We start from the raw sequence: 17676 nt of genomic DNA, 5'->3' as shown, positions 1-17676 counted from the left end.
AAAGAATATGATAAAGGAGGCCTTAATATGCAAATCAGTGATCAATATGCAGTTCAAATGCGTGGAATTACGAAAATGTTTGGAACGTTTTGTGCTTTAGATAATATCAATCTTGATGTTAAAAAGGGGACAATTCATGCATTGCTAGGGGAAAATGGAGCAGGTAAAAGTACACTTATGAATGTACTTTATGGATTATATAAAGCTGATAATGGTGAAGTTTATGTTAACGGAAAAAAGGTAAATATAAAAAATCCTGGTGTAGCAATTGAAAATGGTATTGGAATGGTTCATCAACATTTTATGTTAGTTGATAATTTTACAGTAACAGAAAATATTGTTTTAGGTAGTGAAATCACTAATAAATTTGGTGTAATTGATATGAAAAGGGCACGTCAGGAAATACTTAATATTGTTAAGCAATATGGACTTGAAGTAGATCCAGATGCAAAGATTGAAGATATTTCTGTTGGTATGCAGCAGCGTGTTGAGATATTAAAAGCATTATATCGTGGAGCTGATTTATTAATTTTGGATGAGCCAACAGCAGTATTGACACCACAGGAAATACAAGAATTAATAAAAATTATGCATAACCTTATAGCAGATGGAAAGACAATTATAATAATCACACATAAGTTAAAAGAGATAAAGGAATCCTCGGATGTTTGTACAATTATTCGTAGAGGAGAGTATGTTGACACAGTTAATGTTAGTGAAGTTAGTAAAGAAAATCTTGCAACTATGATGGTAGGTCATAAAGTTAGCTTAGTAGTTAACAAAACTGTTGCAGATCCAAAAGAAGTTATATTTGAAATTGATAATCTAGTAGTAAAAGATGAAAGAAAATTAGATGCAGTTAAAAACTTGTCACTTAAGGTGCGTAAAGGCGAAATCGTTGGTATTGCTGGTATTGATGGCAATGGACAGAAAGAATTAGTCGAAGCCATAACAGGTCTCACTAGATGTGAAAATGGTACCATTAAAATAAATGGAGAAGAAATACAGAATACAACACCAGAGAATATAATTAAGCATAAGATTTCAACAATCCATGAGGATAGACAAAAGCGTGGACTTGTATTGGATTTTACTGTTGCAGAAAATATGGTTATTGAGAAACATAACAATAAGCCATATTGTAAAAATGGATTTTTGGATAAAGGTAAAATTGTTGAGCATGCAAAAGAGCTTATAAAAGAATACGATGTTAGACCAGATAATTGCGAATTATCACAAGTTAGAGGTTTGTCTGGAGGAAATCAGCAAAAAGTTATAATAGCAAGGGAAGTAGCTAATGATCCTGATTTGCTTGTTGCTGTGCAACCAACTCGTGGTATGGACGTAGGAGCAATTGAATATGTACATAAGGCATTAATTAACGAAAGAGATAAAGGAAAGGCAGTTCTTCTAATTTCATTAGAGCTTGATGAAGTTATGCATGTTTCAGATACAATAGCTGTAATTTATGCAGGAACTATTGTGGAAACATTTAAGCAGGGAGAAGTAGATGAAAATACGATTGGTTTACTAATGGCGGGAGGTAAACATAATGAAAACAGTAGTCAAAATACTTAAAAAACCACTTACGTCAACTTTAATTGCGATATTCTTTGGATTCGTTGTTGCATCCATAATACTTAGTATTGCAAAATACAATCCAGCTGATGCATTTGCTGCACTTTTTCAAGGTGTTTTTTCAAAACCTAAATATATATCAAATACAATTATAAAATCTACACCAATAATATTAACTGGATTAAGTGTAGCCTTCGCCTTCAAAACAGGATTATTCAATATAGGAGCTGAAGGGCAATATATTGTAGGAACAATTGCAGCAACAGTGGTTGGTATAAAATTAAATTTGCCAGCAGTTTTAGAAATCCCAACTGTAATTATTGCAGGTGTAATTGCAGGAGCAGTATGGGGAGGAATTGTAGGATTTTTAAAGGCCAAGTTTGGAATACATGAAGTTATTACAAGTATAATGCTAAATTGGATTGCACTTTATTTATGTAATTTTGTAGTTCAGTTAAATGGTTTTCATCAACCTAGTTCAACTAGCACTTATCCAATAAATAAATCTGGTTTTACAACAATATTATCAAGCTGGAAAAGTTCAGATGCTGGAATAGCAGCATTATCAAAGAATAAATGGCTTTCTGATGTTATGTTAAAAACAGATGTGAATATTGGTATTGTAGTAGCAATTATAATGGCTGTGGCAGTATGGGTTTTATTGTACAAATCAGCTAAGGGTTATGAACTTCGTGCAGTTGGATTAAATAAAGATGCTGCAGAATTTGCAGGTATAAATGTTAATAAGAATATCATTCAATCAATGGTAATATCAGGAGCATTGTCAGGGCTTGCAGGAGCATTAATTATTACAGGTATTGAACCTCATTGTATATCAACTTTGGCAGCTTTCGAAAATAGTGGATTTAATGGTTTGTCAGTTGCACTAATTGCAGGCAGCTCACCTATTGGATGTATTTTTGCAGGATTGCTTTTTGGTGGATTACTTTATGGAGGGGGAGCTATACAATCTACTATAGGAGCTCCATCAGAAATTATCGATATTATGATAGGTACTATAGTATTCTTCGTAGCATTAACAAAAATTGTACCTGTTTTAGCAGATAAACTTTTAAAAAGAGGTGAAATCAATGCTAAATAGCATTTTATTATTAGTAGGAATTACATTAATGTATTCAGCACCTTTAGTTTTTGGTGCATTAGGCGGAGTAATTTCAGAACGTGCTGGAGTTGTAAATATTGGTATTGAAGGTATGATGGTAATAGGTGCTTTTACAGGGGCAGCAGTTGGATATTATTCAAAAAATCCATGGTTTGGTTTCCTTATGGCAGGTGTTGCTGGAGGAGTAATTGCCTTATTGCATGCAGTGGCATCTGTTACTTTTAAGGCAGATCAAACAATTTCGGGTATTGCTATAAATTTGATAGGACCAGGTTTTGCGGTGTTTTTTTGTAGATTATTTTTTCAAGGCGCAGCTATGACACCTCCAGTTCCAAACAAATTACCTAAAATATTTGATGGGTTGGATAGCACAGTTGCTTTAGCTTTGATTTTAACAATAATTTTGTGGTTCGTTCTATACAAAACAAAATGGGGACTACATATTCGTGCCGTTGGAGAAAATCCAGCAGCTGCAGATACTATGGGGATTAACGTAACTAGAGTTAGATACACTTGTGTAATAATATCTGGTGTTTTATCGGGTTTTGGCGGTGCAGCAATGACATTAGCTATCATTAATCAATTTACACAAACAGCTATTAGTGGTCAAGGATTTATAGCTTTGGCAGCAGTTATATTTGGAAAATGGAAGCCTCATGGAGCATATGGAGCTTGTTTATTGTTCGGATTCTCACAAGCTTTAACTGTTGTTTTAGGTGGAGGACACTTTGCTGTTCCTTCAGAAATTCTTGCAATGTTACCATATGTTTTAACAATTGTAGTTTTAATTCTTTTCGTTGGAAAATCAGTTGCACCTAAGGCTGATGGTTTACCGTATGAAAAGGGATCAAGATAATTATACTAGGGAGATGTAAAGAATGGATATAGCTAAATATATAGATCATACAGTTTTAAAGCCACAAGCTACAGTGGAAGAAGTAAAAAAGCTTTGCAAAGAAGCTAAAGAATATAATTTTGCATCAGTTTGTGTAAATGGATGTTATGCAAAGCTAGTAAGTACAGAACTTGCTGGAAGTGATGTTAAAACTTGTGTAGTAGTTGGATTTCCTTTAGGAGCTATGACTAAGGAAGCTAAAGCGTTTGAAACTATTGATGCTATAAAAAATGGTGCAAATGAAATAGACATGGTTATAAATGTTGGTGCATTAAAAGATAAAAATTACATTTTAGTTAAAGAAGATATTGAAGCAGTAGTTAATGCAGCAAAAGGAAAAGCTTTAGTAAAAGTTATAATAGAAACATGTCTATTAACGGATGAAGAAAAAATAAAAGTGTGTGAAATAGCAAAAGAAGCTAAAGCTGATTTTGTTAAAACCTCAACTGGTTTTTCAACAGGTGGAGCTACAAAGGAAGATGTGGCACTTATGAGAAAAACTGTAGGTGAAGGCTTGGGCGTAAAAGCATCAGGTGGAATTAGAGATTATAAAACAGCTATGGATATGATCAATGCTGGTGCAAGTAGAATAGGTGCTAGCAGCGGTATTGCTATTGTTAGTGAAAGTAAGTAGTTGACTTTATAAGACAATTTATGTGCTAGTGCAGAAAAACTAGTTTATACACAAATTTTAAAAAATGCGAACCATTATTCAGAGTACAGATTACGGAGTACAGAGTACAGTGAAGGATGATTTTCTGTAGCAAAGCTACAGAAAATCTTAAAACTTAGTTATGATTGCCAATGCAATCATAAAATTAATGTTGTTCAGCGAAGCTGACAACATTTAAGTTTAAGATTTACCTGACGTAAAGAAGGTAAATCAACCTTAACTGTACTCTGTCATCTGTACTCTGTACTCTGATTTTTGGTTCGCAATAATTTTAAGTTATGTATTAAAAAGTTTTACTGCGACCACCATTGTTTTATATATACTTTAATTTGTTAATATATTATATTAAATATTGTAATATAGTTGTCACAATTCAGAGGTATTATATAAACATAGAAATTGAAAAAGATTAAACACCTTATTAAATATAGAAAATAAAAAGCAGTTGGTTAGTCCCCCTTTCCAATTGTTTTTTATTTTTTTGCTATGTTTTAAATAAGTGTTGATTTTCACACTTATTTAAAACATAGCTTCCTTTAGTAAGTTTGGCTATTTTTTATATGCCTAAATTATGAATTTGTCCAAGTACTGTATATACAACAGTTAAAAAATTTGGTATCATAGTAAACAGATGTATATACAGGAGATGATATGTATGGTAAATAAGCAGCCACATATAAGATGTGATAGTAATGATGCCGCCAAGTATGCAATAATGCCTGGGGATATAGGTAGGGTTGAAAAAGTTAGAAGATTATTAGATAATCCACGTGATATAGCCTTTAATAGAGAATTTAAAAGCTGCACAGGATTCTATAAGGGCGTAAAAGTTATGGTTATTTCTACAGGTATAGGAGGACCATCTACAGCTATTGCAGTTGAAGAATTAAAAAATATTGGAGTAGAAACATTAATAAGGATAGGAAGCTGTGGTGCTTTAAAGGAAGGGATAAGACTAGGAGATCTTATTATTGCAAGTGGTGCAGTAAGAGATGAAGGAACTTCGAAATCATATGTAAAAGAAGAATACCCAGCAGTTCCAACTCCAGAGGTTTTAATAAAATTAATTGAAAGTGCAAAAGAACAGAAATTTTCATATCACTGTGGTATTGTGAGGAGCCATGATGGATTGTACTCAGGTGATGAAGATAAGCTTGACAAGTACTGGGGGAACAAAGGCACAATTGGAAGTGATATGGAAACTGCTGCTCTTTTTGTTGTAGGTTCTTTAAGAAATTTGAATATAGCTTCTGTTTTAAATGTTGTAGTTGAAAGCAGTGAGAAGGTTGATTCAGGTATAAATAATTATGTAGAGGGGGAAACTTTAACTATTGAGGGAGAAAGAAGAGAAATATTAACGGTATTAGAGGCAATTGTTAAGTTGGAAAAAATTTAGCTTGAATTAGAAATTATTTATATATACTAGGAGGAATGAAAATGAGTAAAAAAAGTATGTGGAGTCTAAAACTATCAACAGCAGCTTTAGTCTTAATACCAGCAGCTGTTGGTATTAATTATATAGGAAAAGCTTTTGCAGAGTTTTTAAAGCTTCCTTTATGGCTTGATTCAATAGGAACGATACTAGCAGCAATGCTTTCGGGGCCAATTGTTGGTGCTGTATGTGGAGCAATTAACAATATAATTTATGGTATTACAATATCCCCAGTAAGTCTTATATATGGTATTACAAGTGTTGCAATTGGTCTTGTTGTTGGTGCACTTGCATATAATGGATGGATTAAAAATATTGGAAGAGCTGTAGTGCTTGGAATTATAGCAGCAATAGTATCAGCAGTTGTATCCACTCCTATAAATATCGGCTTTTGGGGTGGACAGACAGGGAATGTATGGGGAGATGCGGTTTATGCTTCTCTAATATTAAAACATTTTCCTGTATGGATGGCATCTTTCATAGATGAATTTGTTGTAGACATACCAGATAAAATATCAACAGTTATAATAGCATACTTAATATTTAAAGGACTCCCTGAAAAATTAATTGTATTGTTTAGAGGAGACGAGAAAATAGAAAAACTTTAGGGCAGAGTACAAAGTACAGAGTACAGAGTACAATGAAGGATGATTTTCCTCCACTTTGTTACAGAAAATCTTATAACTTATTTTTTATTGTTTACGCAATCGTGCCATTTATGGTGCAGAGAGAAGCGATAATACTTAAGTTTTAAGATTTGCCTGACGAAAGGAAGGTAAATCCACCTTCACTGTACTTTGTACTCTGTCATCTGTACTCTGTTTAAGTGGGGTGTAATTTTGAAGACATTAAGTTTATATAAAAAAGAAGATACTGTGATACACAAAGTTGATCCAATAACTAAAATATTATATATAATTCTAGCTATTGCAGTACCTATTATTCTTCCCAATAAAATTATAGCCTTAATTTTACTTGCCATTAGTATAATATTCTTATCATTTGGCAAGGTTTTGAAGAGGGTAATACCAATTATAGGCTTTAGTTTTATTGTTTTACTTTCTGTCATTGTGATTCAGGGAATGTTTAGGGCTGGAAATAAAACTGTATTGTTTAGTCTTGGAGGTTTGCATTTTTATAAAGAGGGATTAAGCTATGCTTTTGATATTTGCCTTCGTGTTTTAAATATATTGTGTTCAGTGGCAATACTTATACTTACAACTAAGCCATCAGATTTAATAGAGTCATTTGTAAGAAGAGGATTATCCCCTAAAATAGGTTATGTTTTAAGTTCTGTACTTCAGCTAATACCAGAGATGACATCAACTATGAGTAGGATTACAGATGCCCAAAGATCACGTGGCATGGAAACCGAGGGTAAGTTTATAGTTAGAATTAAGGCTTTTTTACCTCTTATAGCACCTGTTGTCATGAATTCAATTGCAGGTACAAGGGAAAGATCTATGGCATTGGAAGTTAGAGCTTTTGATTCAAAAGTAAAGAAAACTTTTTTAAATCAAGAAGAAGTTTATGGTTATAATAAATTTATAAGATTGGCAATGGTTATAATATTTATATTAGCAGTTATTTGGAGGATATTTATATGGAAGAGATAGTTGTAGAAAATTTAAAATACAAATATCCTTTGACGGATACTTTAGCATTAAATGATATAAGCTTTAAAATAAAAAAAGGTGAGTTTATTGGAATAATAGGAAAAAATTCTTCTGGTAAATCAACCTTGTGTCAGGCTTTAGTAGGACTTATACCGCATTTTTACAAAGGAGCTTATGGCGGTAAGGTAGTTGTTTGCAATATGGAAATTTTAAATAGCGAAATAAGTGAAGTGGTTAAAAAGGTTGGTTTAGTTTTTCAAAATCCTTTTACACAAATTACAGGATCTAAACTTTCAGTATATGAAGAAATTTCCTTTGGACTTGAAAATTTAGGTGTTTCTAGAAGTGAAATGATAGAAAGAATAGATTATGTTTTGAAGCTTCTTGATATATATAAATATAAAGATAGGAGTCCTTTTGAATTATCAGGTGGACAAATGCAGAGGGTTGCCATAGCAAGCATTATTGCCATGAATCCAGAAATAATAATTTTAGATGAGCCTACTTCGCAGCTTGATCCACAGGGGTCAGAAGAAGTATATAAGGCAATTCAAAAATTAAGCAGCGAGGGAAAAACAGTCATAATGGTTGATCATAAAATGGAGAAAATTGCACAGTATGCATCTAAAGTAATGCTTTTAAGTGAGGGAAAAATAGTTGATTTTGATGTTCCTTCCAAGGTTTTTTCAAGAGACGACTTAGAAAATTACGGAGTTACAGCACCAGTTTATACTAAAATTTGTAGGGGCTTAAAATTAAAAAATGAGAATACTGGATTCTATCCAATAACCTTAGAGGAAACCTATAATTTGGTGGTGAAGCATAATGAGTAATATAGAAATTAAGGAGTTACATTTTTATTATGACAAAGAAGATGAAATATTAAAGGGAATAAATTTAAATTTTGATAAAAAAGCTACGGCAATAATTGGTCAGAATGGTGCTGGAAAAACAACATTTGTTAAATTACTAAAAGGATTACTTAAGCCACAAAGTGGAGATATAATTATAAATGGTGTAAATACAAAAATTTTAAGTGCAGCCAAGCTTTCTAAGTATATTGGCATGGTTTTTCAAAATCCAGATGATCAAATATTTAAGAATAAAGTTATAGATGAAGTTATGTTTGGTCCATTGAATATAGGTCAAAGTAAGGAAGAAGCTGAAAAAAATGCAAAACTTGCTCTTGAAGAAGTCGGTATACTTGAGGAAATTAATAAAAATCCATATGACCTTAGTTTAGCAGAAAGAAAACTTATAAGTATTGCCTCGGTAATAGCAATGAATACGGAAATTATTATATTTGATGAGCCGACAATAGCTCAAGACTATGAAGGTAAGCAAAGAATAAAGAAAATAATAAACAATTTAAAGGAAAAGGATAAATTAGTAATTACAATAATTCATGATATGGATTTTGTTGCAGAAACTTTTGAGAGAACTATAGTTTTTGCAGAGGGAGAGGTTCTTTTAGATGGACCTACACGAGAGGTATTTTCAAATAAAGAAGTACTTGAAAAGGCATATCTTGAATTGCCACATGTAACTGAATTGTGCAATAGGCTTGGACTTAATGAAACATTTTTGTCTGTGGAGGAATTTTTAGAAAAAGGAGATATAATATATGGAAAAAATAATTGATAAGGATAAGTTTATAGAAAAATCAAAAGATACCTTGCTAAAGATAATAGAATCCTTTGAGAACTTGCAAACCTTAAAGGTAAGTGATTTTAAACCAGAAAATACTGTAATAGTAAATGTAGATTTGATAAACGGCTTTTGTAAAGAAGGGAATTTGAGTTCAGAATTAGTTGCAAAAATAATACCATATACAGTTAAAATTAACGAATACTTTAAAGCTTATCAGAAAGTATTTTTTGTAGATAAGCATACAAAAGAATCAGCTGAATTTAATTCTTATATAGAACACTGCATAGAAAATACAAGCGAAAGTGAAATAATAGATGAATTAAAACCCTTTGTAGATGGAAATAGTACAGTTTGTTTTAAAAATAGTGTTAATGGTTTCTTATGTGATGATTACACTAAATGGCTTAAGAGTAACATGAATAAAACAAATATAATAGTTCTTGGTGATGTTACAGATATATGTGTCATGAACTATTGCCTTTCTCAAAAAACTTTCTTCAATGAAAAAAACATAGCTTCAAGAATAATAATACCTATTAAAGGCGTTGAAACATACGATTTAGACATAACAAATCATAACGCTGAGTTAATGAATTTATTTGCATTATACAATATGAGAATGAACGGAATAGAAATCATTGAAGATATAGAAAAGTAAAATTTATTTCACAGTTTTGTAATAAAACAATCGATACTTAGCTACATCAAAATTCCGTAGGTACGGAGGAATTTTTACCTTAAAACAATGTTGTAGAGAAGCAATAGTGTTTCGAGATGATTTAAATTAAAGCAAATAAATCTTGGTTATGATTATTAAAAAGCTTAGAACTTTCAATTGTCTGAGCGACCAGCGATGAGGATAATACTTTGGTGGCAATTGGTAAAAGATCAATAGAGGGTTTTGTAGGTTCTGTTACATTTTCGATGTATTTATAACCTAATAAGCATATAGCATGTACTAAGCCATTGAACAGTAGTTGCTGATATAGAAAAGGATGGCATTAAATTTTTTAATGCCATCCTTTTCTAGTAAATGAAGTAATACTAACTATTGTTCTGTGGGTATGTTATACATTTTTAGATTTTTCGTAGTGCTAACGGAGAAAAATCGTCCTTGCATTACCGTGTTAGAAGAAATGATAGTGTTTCGTGGCGATTTAAATAAATTATTATAAATCTTAGGGGTAAATCTTGAAAAGACTTAGAAGTTTTAATTGTTTGAACGATAGTGAGTTATTGAAACTTCTTAGGATTTTCAAGATTTACCCCTTAGATTTATTAATTTATTTAATGTCACGAGACACTATTATTTCTCTGCCTTATTTTTATTGCATATAAATAAAGATAATATCAAAGCAACAAAAAGAACTCCAGTTTCAATTAAGAAAGTATTATGAACTCCAAATACTAAACTCAAAGATTGATGTTTTACGCTGGAAGGGTTGCTAACCCCAAGTAGATACTTCTTTTGATATGAAGTCATAACGGCAACGAACAAAGCCGTTCCAAAAGCACCAGCTATTTGCTGGAGTGTATTCATTATGGCAGTTCCATGAGGATAATACTTTGGTGACAATTGATTTAAACTGTTAGTTTGTATAGGTGTATTTATAAGACCTACGGCTATTAATGATAAGCAGTGCAAGGTGATGATGATAGGAATGCTTATGCTTGTGGATACTAAGCGTGAAAGTACTAAAAATGAAATCGCTGAGAGTGCATATCCAGGTGCAATTAATGCTTTTGGACCAAATTTGTCGTATAAATGTCCAGCAATTGGGGATATAAGTCCATTAAGAAATCCACCGGGTAGCATAAGAAGACCAGCAGTAAATGCAGCTAAGCCTAAAGCTCCTTCAAGGAACATCGGTAATATAAGCATAGTTGCAAAATTAATCATGTGCATAACTATCATAAGTATGCAGCCAAGGCTAAACATAGATTCTTTAAAAGGATGCATGTCAAGCATTGGTTCGTCCATATGCAACTGGCGTATAACAAATGCAGCTAATGCTATGCAGCTAATAATTATTGGAGCTGCTATTAAAGCTGAATTTGAAGCCCCTATATTACTAACACCGTATATAAAACCACCAAAGCCTATTGTAGAAAGTACAATTGATAAAAGGTCGATAGATGGTTTTGTAAGTTCTGTTACATTTTGGATGTATTTATAACCTAAGAGTAAAGATACAACTGAAAAAGGTAATATTATAAAGAATAGCCATCTCCAATTAAGAGATTGAATTATTAAACCAGAAACAGTTGGACCAATAGCTGGAGCGCAAAACATTACTAGATTAAATGTTCCAAGTGCCTTTCCGCGTTTTTCAATTGGGTTGATAATTAATAAAGTGTTTACTATATTAGGTATTAAAATTCCAGTTCCAATAGCTTGAACTAATCTGCCAACTAAAAGCATAGGAAAAGATAAAGATAAACTACTTATAATGGTTCCTAGTAGAAATATAATTACAGAAGTTAGAAATAATTGTCTAGTTGTAAAAGTTTGAATAAGTAAAGCAGAAACAGGAATTGATATTCCCATAATAAGCATATAGCCTGTACTAAGCCATTGAACAGTAGTTGCAGATATAGAAAATTGAACCATTAAATTTTTTAATGCCATATTTAATAAAGTTTCACTCAGCATGCAGCAGAAGCCTGCTATGATTAGAGAAATGCTTATGGGAACTACATTATAATTCCTTTGATAACTTAATTTTTCTGAAGTTTCTTCCATGAAATTTTTTCCTCCTCTAGATTTATATTTTTTTCAATTAAATTAAGAGTATCTATAAATAAATTTAACTGATTTTCTGGAATATCATTTATAATTTTTGAAAACAAATCTTCAATGCAAGGATATATTTGATTAGTTAAGTTTTTACCTTTTTCTGTAGAATGAATTAAAAATGAACGTCTATCTTCAATGCATTTTTGTCTTACCACTAATTTTTTTTCCTCAAGAATATCTAATATTCTAACTAAGGTAGCTTGATCTTTATCTACTTCTTTGGATAATTGTTTTTGGTTAATACCATCCTTTTCTAGTAAATGAAGTAATACTGACCACTGTTCTGTGGTTATGTTATACATTTTTAGATTTAAAGATAAGAATCTTAAAAGTTTTCTATTTACGGAACTCATATACATTCCAATTGATTTATCAAGGGATTCCATAATTAAACCTCCTAAATACATAGTACAAATATAATTAGTATACAAATTGTTAATACACTAATAATATGTCAGTTATTTGTAATAGTCAAGTATCTTTGTAAAAAACTTCATAATAAGGATGTGTAATTAGAAATAACAAAAAATGCACATAAAAGTTTACCAAGATAAGCTTTTATGTGCATTTTTGTTATTAAATAGGAAATTTAAACAAAATAGGTTTTATGGAAGAGGAAAAGTGATTAGATAGAAAAATTACAATTTGACACAGAGTACGGAGTACAGAGTACAGAGTACAATGAAGGATGATTTTTCTACGCGAGCGTAGAAAAATCTGAAAACTTATTTTTTTATTGCTGCGCAATCGCGTCATACATGGTGCTCAGCGAAGCTGACAGCATTAAGTTTAAGATTTACCTGAGAGAAGCGAAAGGTAAATCATCATTCACTGTACTCTGCTCGACAAATTGTAATTTGTTATATAAAACGCCCATGTTTCTATAGTGTTCCAAAATTCCGTAGGCACGGAGGAATTTTTTCCTTGCATTACCGTGGGAGAGAAGTAACAATGCTGAAGGAACGATTTAAAAAAATTCTAATAAATCTTGGCTCAAAAATCATAAAATGCTTAGATATTTCAATCTGTTTGAGCGATAGCGAGTTATTGAAATATCTTAGTATTTTATGATTTTTGAGCCTTAGATTTATAGAATTTTTTTAACGTGACGAAGCATTGTTACTTCTCTACGTTCTTTTTTTGAATTCTGTTCCGCATTTCTTACAAGTGATGACTACTTTTCCTTGCTTTCTTGGAACCCTTAATTTTTGCGAACACTTTGGACATTTAAATATTTTATACTGTCGTGATTGAGCTATATTATGAGCAGTGCTATATTTTAAAGTACTAAATTTATTTTTTAAGTTTCCGAGGAAGCTTTCAAATGTTTGTAGTTCTTGATATCTTCTATATTTATTTTTAGAAATGCTTCTAATTGTACTAAATACTATAAGTGCAACACCAAATACAGCTGTGAATTTAGTTGAACATAAAATAATGCCTATAATTGAAAGATAGCTTGATAACTTATCCCATCCATATGAATCTTTAAAATAGCTTGCAAATTTATTCATAGAAAAGCCTCCTAAATTAATAATTACAATAAATATACGTTAACACACACAATTTTGATATTCAATAAATAATCTGTTAACATTTCTTTATGTTTTTAAAGATAAACCACCTTGAAACTTAAAATTTATTTGTATCAAAATGCCGGATTTTGGGCATTATGATGCACATGAATTTTAATAGTTGAAATGGTTTATCTATAAAGATATACAGCTTGAAAATTAAAAATTGAAAATTTCAGGATTATCCTGACAGCAATGTTTTTCAATTCACATTTCACAATGCACGATTCACAATGAAGGAGGATTTTCCTCCGCTTTGCTGCAGAAAATCTGAAAACTTATTTTTTTATTGCTTACGCAATGGAACCATACATGGTGGTCAGCGAAGCTGACAACATTAAGTTTAAGATTTACCTAAGCAGCGCGAAAGGTAAATCATCATTCACTGTACTCTGTACTCCGTCATCTGTACTCTAATCTATAAATTCTAGTTTAACAGGATACATTTAGTATTTGTAATTTCAATGTTTCAAGTTTTACATCTATACATAGATTGTAAATAAAATGCTAAAAAAATAATAAATTGTTGAATGAATAGGATATAACGTATAATATATAGTATATATAGAAATAAAAAACATAAAATTTTATTTTTATATGTGCTATTTTATTAGTATAATAATAGTATTATAAGATATAATTAAATTATTAAATAAGTTAGTGTAACAATATTTTGCAATTTATATATGCATGTGTTAATTTATAAATAAAATTTAATATTATAATAAAGCATGTGTCTAACGATATATTAAACGATATATTATTAGAAGTTATAATAAACATAGGAATAAAATATATCTGTAAAAGTATAATAAATATGGGGTGTATATATGAAGAAGAAAAATGCGATTATTCTAGGTATAGTATGTTTTATAGCAATTATTTTTTTAATGGGTTTTTTTGGCTATAAAGCTTATTCAAAAATAAAAAGTTATGATAATAGTATTTATCCAGGAGTGAGAGTTGATGAACAGGATTTGTCTGGAAAAACCAAAATGGAAGCAACAAAAGTGCTTGAAGATAAATATGAAAATTCACTTCAAAATAAGAAGATAAATATAAAAGCAGGAAATAAAAATTACAGTATTACCTATGCTCAAATTGCTGCTAAATATGATATTAACAAGGCTGTTAATGAGGCGTATAATTATGGTAAGGACGAAAGTTTTTTTAATAAATACAATATGATAAAAAAGCCAACTGGAAGGGTTATAAAGCTTTCATTTACTTATGATTCTAAATCCAAGGCTATAGATGATTTGATAAAAAATATAGAAAATAATGTAAATAAACAACCTAAAAACGCCCAAATATATAGAAATGGCACTGGCTTTTCTATTGTTCCAGATCAAGATGGTTATGGAATAAATGAAAAGGAGCTTAAAAGCGGAATTTTATCGTCTATAAATGATGTGGTTGGACAAGATAGCAATGTTGAGGCAAAGATTGAAACAGTAAAAGCTAAAATAACAAAAGAAAAACTTGAGAGTATTAATACATTAATATCAACTTATAGTACTAGCTTTGGCGCTATATCAAGTCCTGAGAGAGTAACTAATATTCAATTAGCAACTAGAACTATAAGTGGCACTGTTATTATGCCGGGTGATACTTTTAGTTTTAATGGAATACTTGGAAGAAGAACAGCAGAAAAAGGTTACGAAGCTGCACCTGTTGATATAGGAAAGACTACAGGAATGGGACTTGGAGGAGGTATCTGTCAGGTATCATCAACGCTTTATAATGCAGCTTTGCTTGGTGGAATTAAACCAACTGTAAGAATACATCACACAATTCCATCTGTATATGTTCCATTAGGCCATGATGCAACGGTTGATTATGATGGAAAACTTGATTATCAATTTAAAAACACGTTTGATTATCCAATTTATGTTGAAGGAATTTCAGCAAATGGAACTGAAACTTTTAATATATATTCAAATGAGAGTTTAAAAAGTAAAACTTATAAGGTGGTTGACCAGCCTTATAATGATGGCAAAAGTGTAAAAATTTATTTGCAAACTTATCAAAATGGAAATATGATAGCAAATGATCTTATTTCTAATGATTCATACTAAAATCACTTCACAATTCACGATGCACAATTCACAACTAAGGTAGATTTATCTTCCTAAAGGAAGATAAATCTTTGAACATAATTAAGTTCAAAGACTTTTTGTAATAACAGAAAATCTTCATCTATTGTGAACTGTGAATTGTGCATTGTGAATTGCATTAAATACGCTGAGGTGAAATATGGATAAAAAAGTTTTAATAGTGGAAGATGAAGCCTCTATAAGAGGATTTATAAAAATAAATTTCAAAAGAAATAATTTTATAGTAATTGAAGCTGAATCTGGCGAAGAGGGGATAGAAAAAGCAAAAATTGAAAATCCTACTATAGTGATTCTTGATGTTATGTTGCCTGGAATTGATGGATTTAAAACTTGTGAGCTTTTAAGAAAGCAGTTTCCCAATATTGGAATAATAATTCTTACAGCGAGAAGCCAGGATATGGATAAGATTATGGGATTAGAATTTGGTGCAGATGATTATATGATTAAACCATTTAATCCTCTTGAACTTATAGCGAGAGTAAATGCAATATTAAGGCGTATGAGTAGTAATTCAAAAAATGAAGATAATATATTGATTTCAGGTGTATTTAAAATAGATAACACAGCGATGAAAATATATAAGGACGGTCGGGAATTAGAGCTTACGCCTAAAGAGTACTCTCTTGTAAAAATTTTTGTAGAAAATCAAGGCAAGGCTTTAAGTAGAGCGGAACTTTTAGATCAAGTATGGGGATACAGTTACCTTGGTGATACAAAAATAGTTGATGTTAATATAAGAAGATTAAGAGAAAAAATCGAAGATGATTCATCTAACCCTAAATACATAGAGACAGTATGGGGTGTTGGCTATAGATGGAGAAGGGAAAAGTAAATGAGGGGAATAAGGGCTAGATTAGTTGGAAGTTACTTGTTTATCATAACTATAACAGTTGTAAGTTTTGAACTCTTTTTTATTTTAGCAGTTGATAAGTATTACTATAATAATGTTGAAAATATGCTTACAAATCAGATTAGAGTATCTGTAAGATTTTATGATACATATTTATCGTCAAATAGTCTTAAAAATAATGTGCAAAATAATGCTGATTTATTTTGGAATAATACATCAGCAGAGGTACAAATAATTGATAGTTCAGGACAAATGTTAATGGATTCCATAGGAAATTATATCCCTGGAAAGGTAAAAGCGGGTGATGTAAAAAAAGCACTAAAAGGAAAAGCAGCAACTACTATTGAGAGGGATATAAGCAGTAAAGAAAAAGTGTTTTGTATATCATATCCATTAAAATCAGATGGAAAAGTTCAAGGAGTATTAAGATTTGTAACATCACTTGAAGAGGTAGACAAAACAATAATAAGAATAAGTGCAATTCTAATTTTAATTGGTGTAATAATAATACTAATAGGAGGAATGTCTAGCATTTTTCTTTCAAATACTATAATTAAACCATTAAGTGAAATTACAGAAATGGCAAAGAAAATTGCTACAGGTAATTTTAAGGAGAGGATAGTTAAAAAAAGGAACGATGAAATTGGTGAACTATCTGATACGATAAATGTAATGGCAGATGAAATAGTTAAAAATGACAATTTGAAAAATGAATTTATGGCATCAATATCCCATGAACTTAGAACTCCACTTACATCAATAAAAGGATGGGCATCAACAATTCGTACAGGAGATTTAAATGATAAAGAAGAAATAATGGATGGTCTTGAAATAATAGAAAAGGAAAGTGACAGATTATCAAAACTTGTAGAGGAGCTGCTTGATTTTTCAAAATTTATTTCCGGGAAAATAAGTTTAAAAAGAAGCGATATTGATATAAAAAAGACTATTTCATATATTCAAAAGCAAATGTCATTAAAAGCCTCAAGAAATAACATTAAATTTATAGTAAATATTGATGAAGAATTACCAACTATTCTTATAGACGAAAATAGAATAAAACAAGTTTTATTAAATGTACTTGATAATGCATTTAAATTTACATATGAAAATGGAATTGTAGAACTTAAAGTTACCAAAGAAGATGATGGAATTATTATGACAGTAAAAGATTCCGGAATTGGAATACCAGAAGAAGATTTACCTAAGGTTACAGAAAAGTTTTTTAAAGGGAAGAGCAGTAAATCTAGTAATGGTATAGGATTATCAATTTGCAAAGAAATCATAGACTTGCATGGTGGTGAACTTAAAATTAAAAGCCAATTGGATAAAGGAACTGAGGTTATAATAAAACTTCCGTTAGAGTAGAAA

The 17676-nt window shown here is 30.8% G+C and carries 16 protein-coding genes; 13 read left to right on the top strand and 3 right to left on the bottom strand.

Features of this window, described 5'->3' with window-relative positions:
• The first annotated feature begins 27 nt into the window (after positions 1–27).
• From CUEA01_RS16575 to CUEA01_RS16530, 10 genes are all read left to right on the top strand, one after another.
• Complete coding sequence (locus CUEA01_RS16575) at positions 28–1578, top strand: ABC transporter ATP-binding protein (RefSeq protein ID WP_329604000.1); 1551 nt, start codon at positions 28–30, stop codon at positions 1576–1578.
• Positions 1553–2680, top strand: coding sequence for an ABC transporter permease (locus tag CUEA01_RS16570; RefSeq protein ID WP_234122840.1), 1128 nt, complete (start codon positions 1553–1555; stop codon positions 2678–2680). The genes CUEA01_RS16575 and CUEA01_RS16570 overlap by 26 nt, the downstream gene beginning before the upstream one ends.
• Complete coding sequence (locus CUEA01_RS16565; protein WP_234122838.1) at positions 2670–3557, top strand: ABC transporter permease; 888 nt, start codon at positions 2670–2672, stop codon at positions 3555–3557. The genes CUEA01_RS16570 and CUEA01_RS16565 overlap by 11 nt, the downstream gene beginning before the upstream one ends.
• Before the next feature lie 22 nt (positions 3558–3579).
• Positions 3580–4230 (top strand): deoxyribose-phosphate aldolase, encoded by a 651-nt coding sequence (gene deoC, locus CUEA01_RS16560; protein ID WP_234122836.1) that lies wholly within the window; start codon positions 3580–3582, stop codon positions 4228–4230.
• A gap of 694 nt (positions 4231–4924) precedes the next feature.
• Entirely contained in the window at positions 4925–5665 is a 741-nt protein-coding gene (locus tag CUEA01_RS16555) for a nucleoside phosphorylase (protein WP_234122834.1), read from the top strand.
• A 41-nt stretch (positions 5666–5706) separates the two neighbouring features.
• A complete protein-coding gene (locus CUEA01_RS16550; protein ID WP_268906193.1) occupies positions 5707–6309 on the top strand; it encodes an ECF transporter S component in 603 nt (200 codons plus the stop codon).
• 231 nt (positions 6310–6540) lie between these two features.
• Positions 6541–7317: an energy-coupling factor transporter transmembrane component T family protein gene (locus tag CUEA01_RS16545; protein WP_234122830.1), complete on the top strand. Its 777-nt coding sequence runs from the start codon at positions 6541–6543 to the stop codon at positions 7315–7317.
• Positions 7305–8150 (top strand): energy-coupling factor ABC transporter ATP-binding protein, encoded by an 846-nt coding sequence (locus tag CUEA01_RS16540; protein ID WP_234122828.1) that lies wholly within the window; start codon positions 7305–7307, stop codon positions 8148–8150. Before CUEA01_RS16545 ends, CUEA01_RS16540 begins: the two co-directional genes overlap by 13 nt.
• Complete coding sequence (locus CUEA01_RS16535) at positions 8143–8958, top strand: energy-coupling factor ABC transporter ATP-binding protein (RefSeq protein WP_234122826.1); 816 nt, start codon at positions 8143–8145, stop codon at positions 8956–8958. The genes CUEA01_RS16540 and CUEA01_RS16535 overlap by 8 nt, the downstream gene beginning before the upstream one ends.
• Positions 8942–9625, top strand: a complete 684-nt coding sequence (locus CUEA01_RS16530; RefSeq protein ID WP_234122823.1) for an isochorismatase family protein — start codon at positions 8942–8944, stop codon at positions 9623–9625. Before CUEA01_RS16535 ends, CUEA01_RS16530 begins: the two co-directional genes overlap by 17 nt.
• Before the next feature lie 648 nt (positions 9626–10273).
• On the opposite strand, the gene CUEA01_RS16525 is transcribed toward CUEA01_RS16530, so the two are convergent.
• From CUEA01_RS16525 to CUEA01_RS16515, 3 genes are all read right to left on the bottom strand, one after another.
• Positions 10274–11710: an MDR family MFS transporter gene (locus tag CUEA01_RS16525; protein ID WP_234122821.1), complete on the bottom strand. Its 1437-nt coding sequence runs from the start codon at positions 11708–11710 to the stop codon at positions 10274–10276.
• The gene (locus tag CUEA01_RS16520; RefSeq protein ID WP_234122819.1) at positions 11686–12150 is read right to left on the bottom strand and encodes a MarR family winged helix-turn-helix transcriptional regulator; all 465 of its coding nucleotides are present in this window, start codon (positions 12148–12150) and stop codon (positions 11686–11688) included. Before CUEA01_RS16520 ends, CUEA01_RS16525 begins: the two co-directional genes overlap by 25 nt.
• 741 nt (positions 12151–12891) lie before the next feature.
• Complete coding sequence (locus CUEA01_RS16515) at positions 12892–13278, bottom strand: ribonuclease P Rpr2/Rpp21/SNM1 subunit family protein (protein ID WP_234122817.1); 387 nt, start codon at positions 13276–13278, stop codon at positions 12892–12894.
• 890 nt (positions 13279–14168) lie between these two features.
• Here CUEA01_RS16515 and CUEA01_RS16510 point away from each other — a divergent pair.
• The 3 genes from CUEA01_RS16510 (at position 14169) to CUEA01_RS16500 (ending at position 17673) form a co-directional block, all read left to right on the top strand.
• Positions 14169–15416, top strand: coding sequence for a VanW family protein (locus CUEA01_RS16510; protein ID WP_234122815.1), 1248 nt, complete (start codon positions 14169–14171; stop codon positions 15414–15416).
• Positions 15417–15594: 178 nt separating this feature from the next.
• Complete coding sequence (locus CUEA01_RS16505; RefSeq protein WP_234122813.1) at positions 15595–16287, top strand: response regulator transcription factor; 693 nt, start codon at positions 15595–15597, stop codon at positions 16285–16287.
• Entirely contained in the window at positions 16288–17673 is a 1386-nt protein-coding gene (locus CUEA01_RS16500; protein WP_234122811.1) for a sensor histidine kinase, read from the top strand.
• Positions 17674–17676 lie beyond the last annotated feature (3 nt).

Origin of the sequence: Clostridium hydrogenum (assembly GCF_021432385.1) — a bacterium.
In the GTDB taxonomy this organism is placed as follows: Bacteria; Bacillota; Clostridia; order Clostridiales; family Clostridiaceae; genus Clostridium_S; species Clostridium_S hydrogenum.
This window is presented reverse-complemented; position numbering and strand designations above follow the sequence as displayed.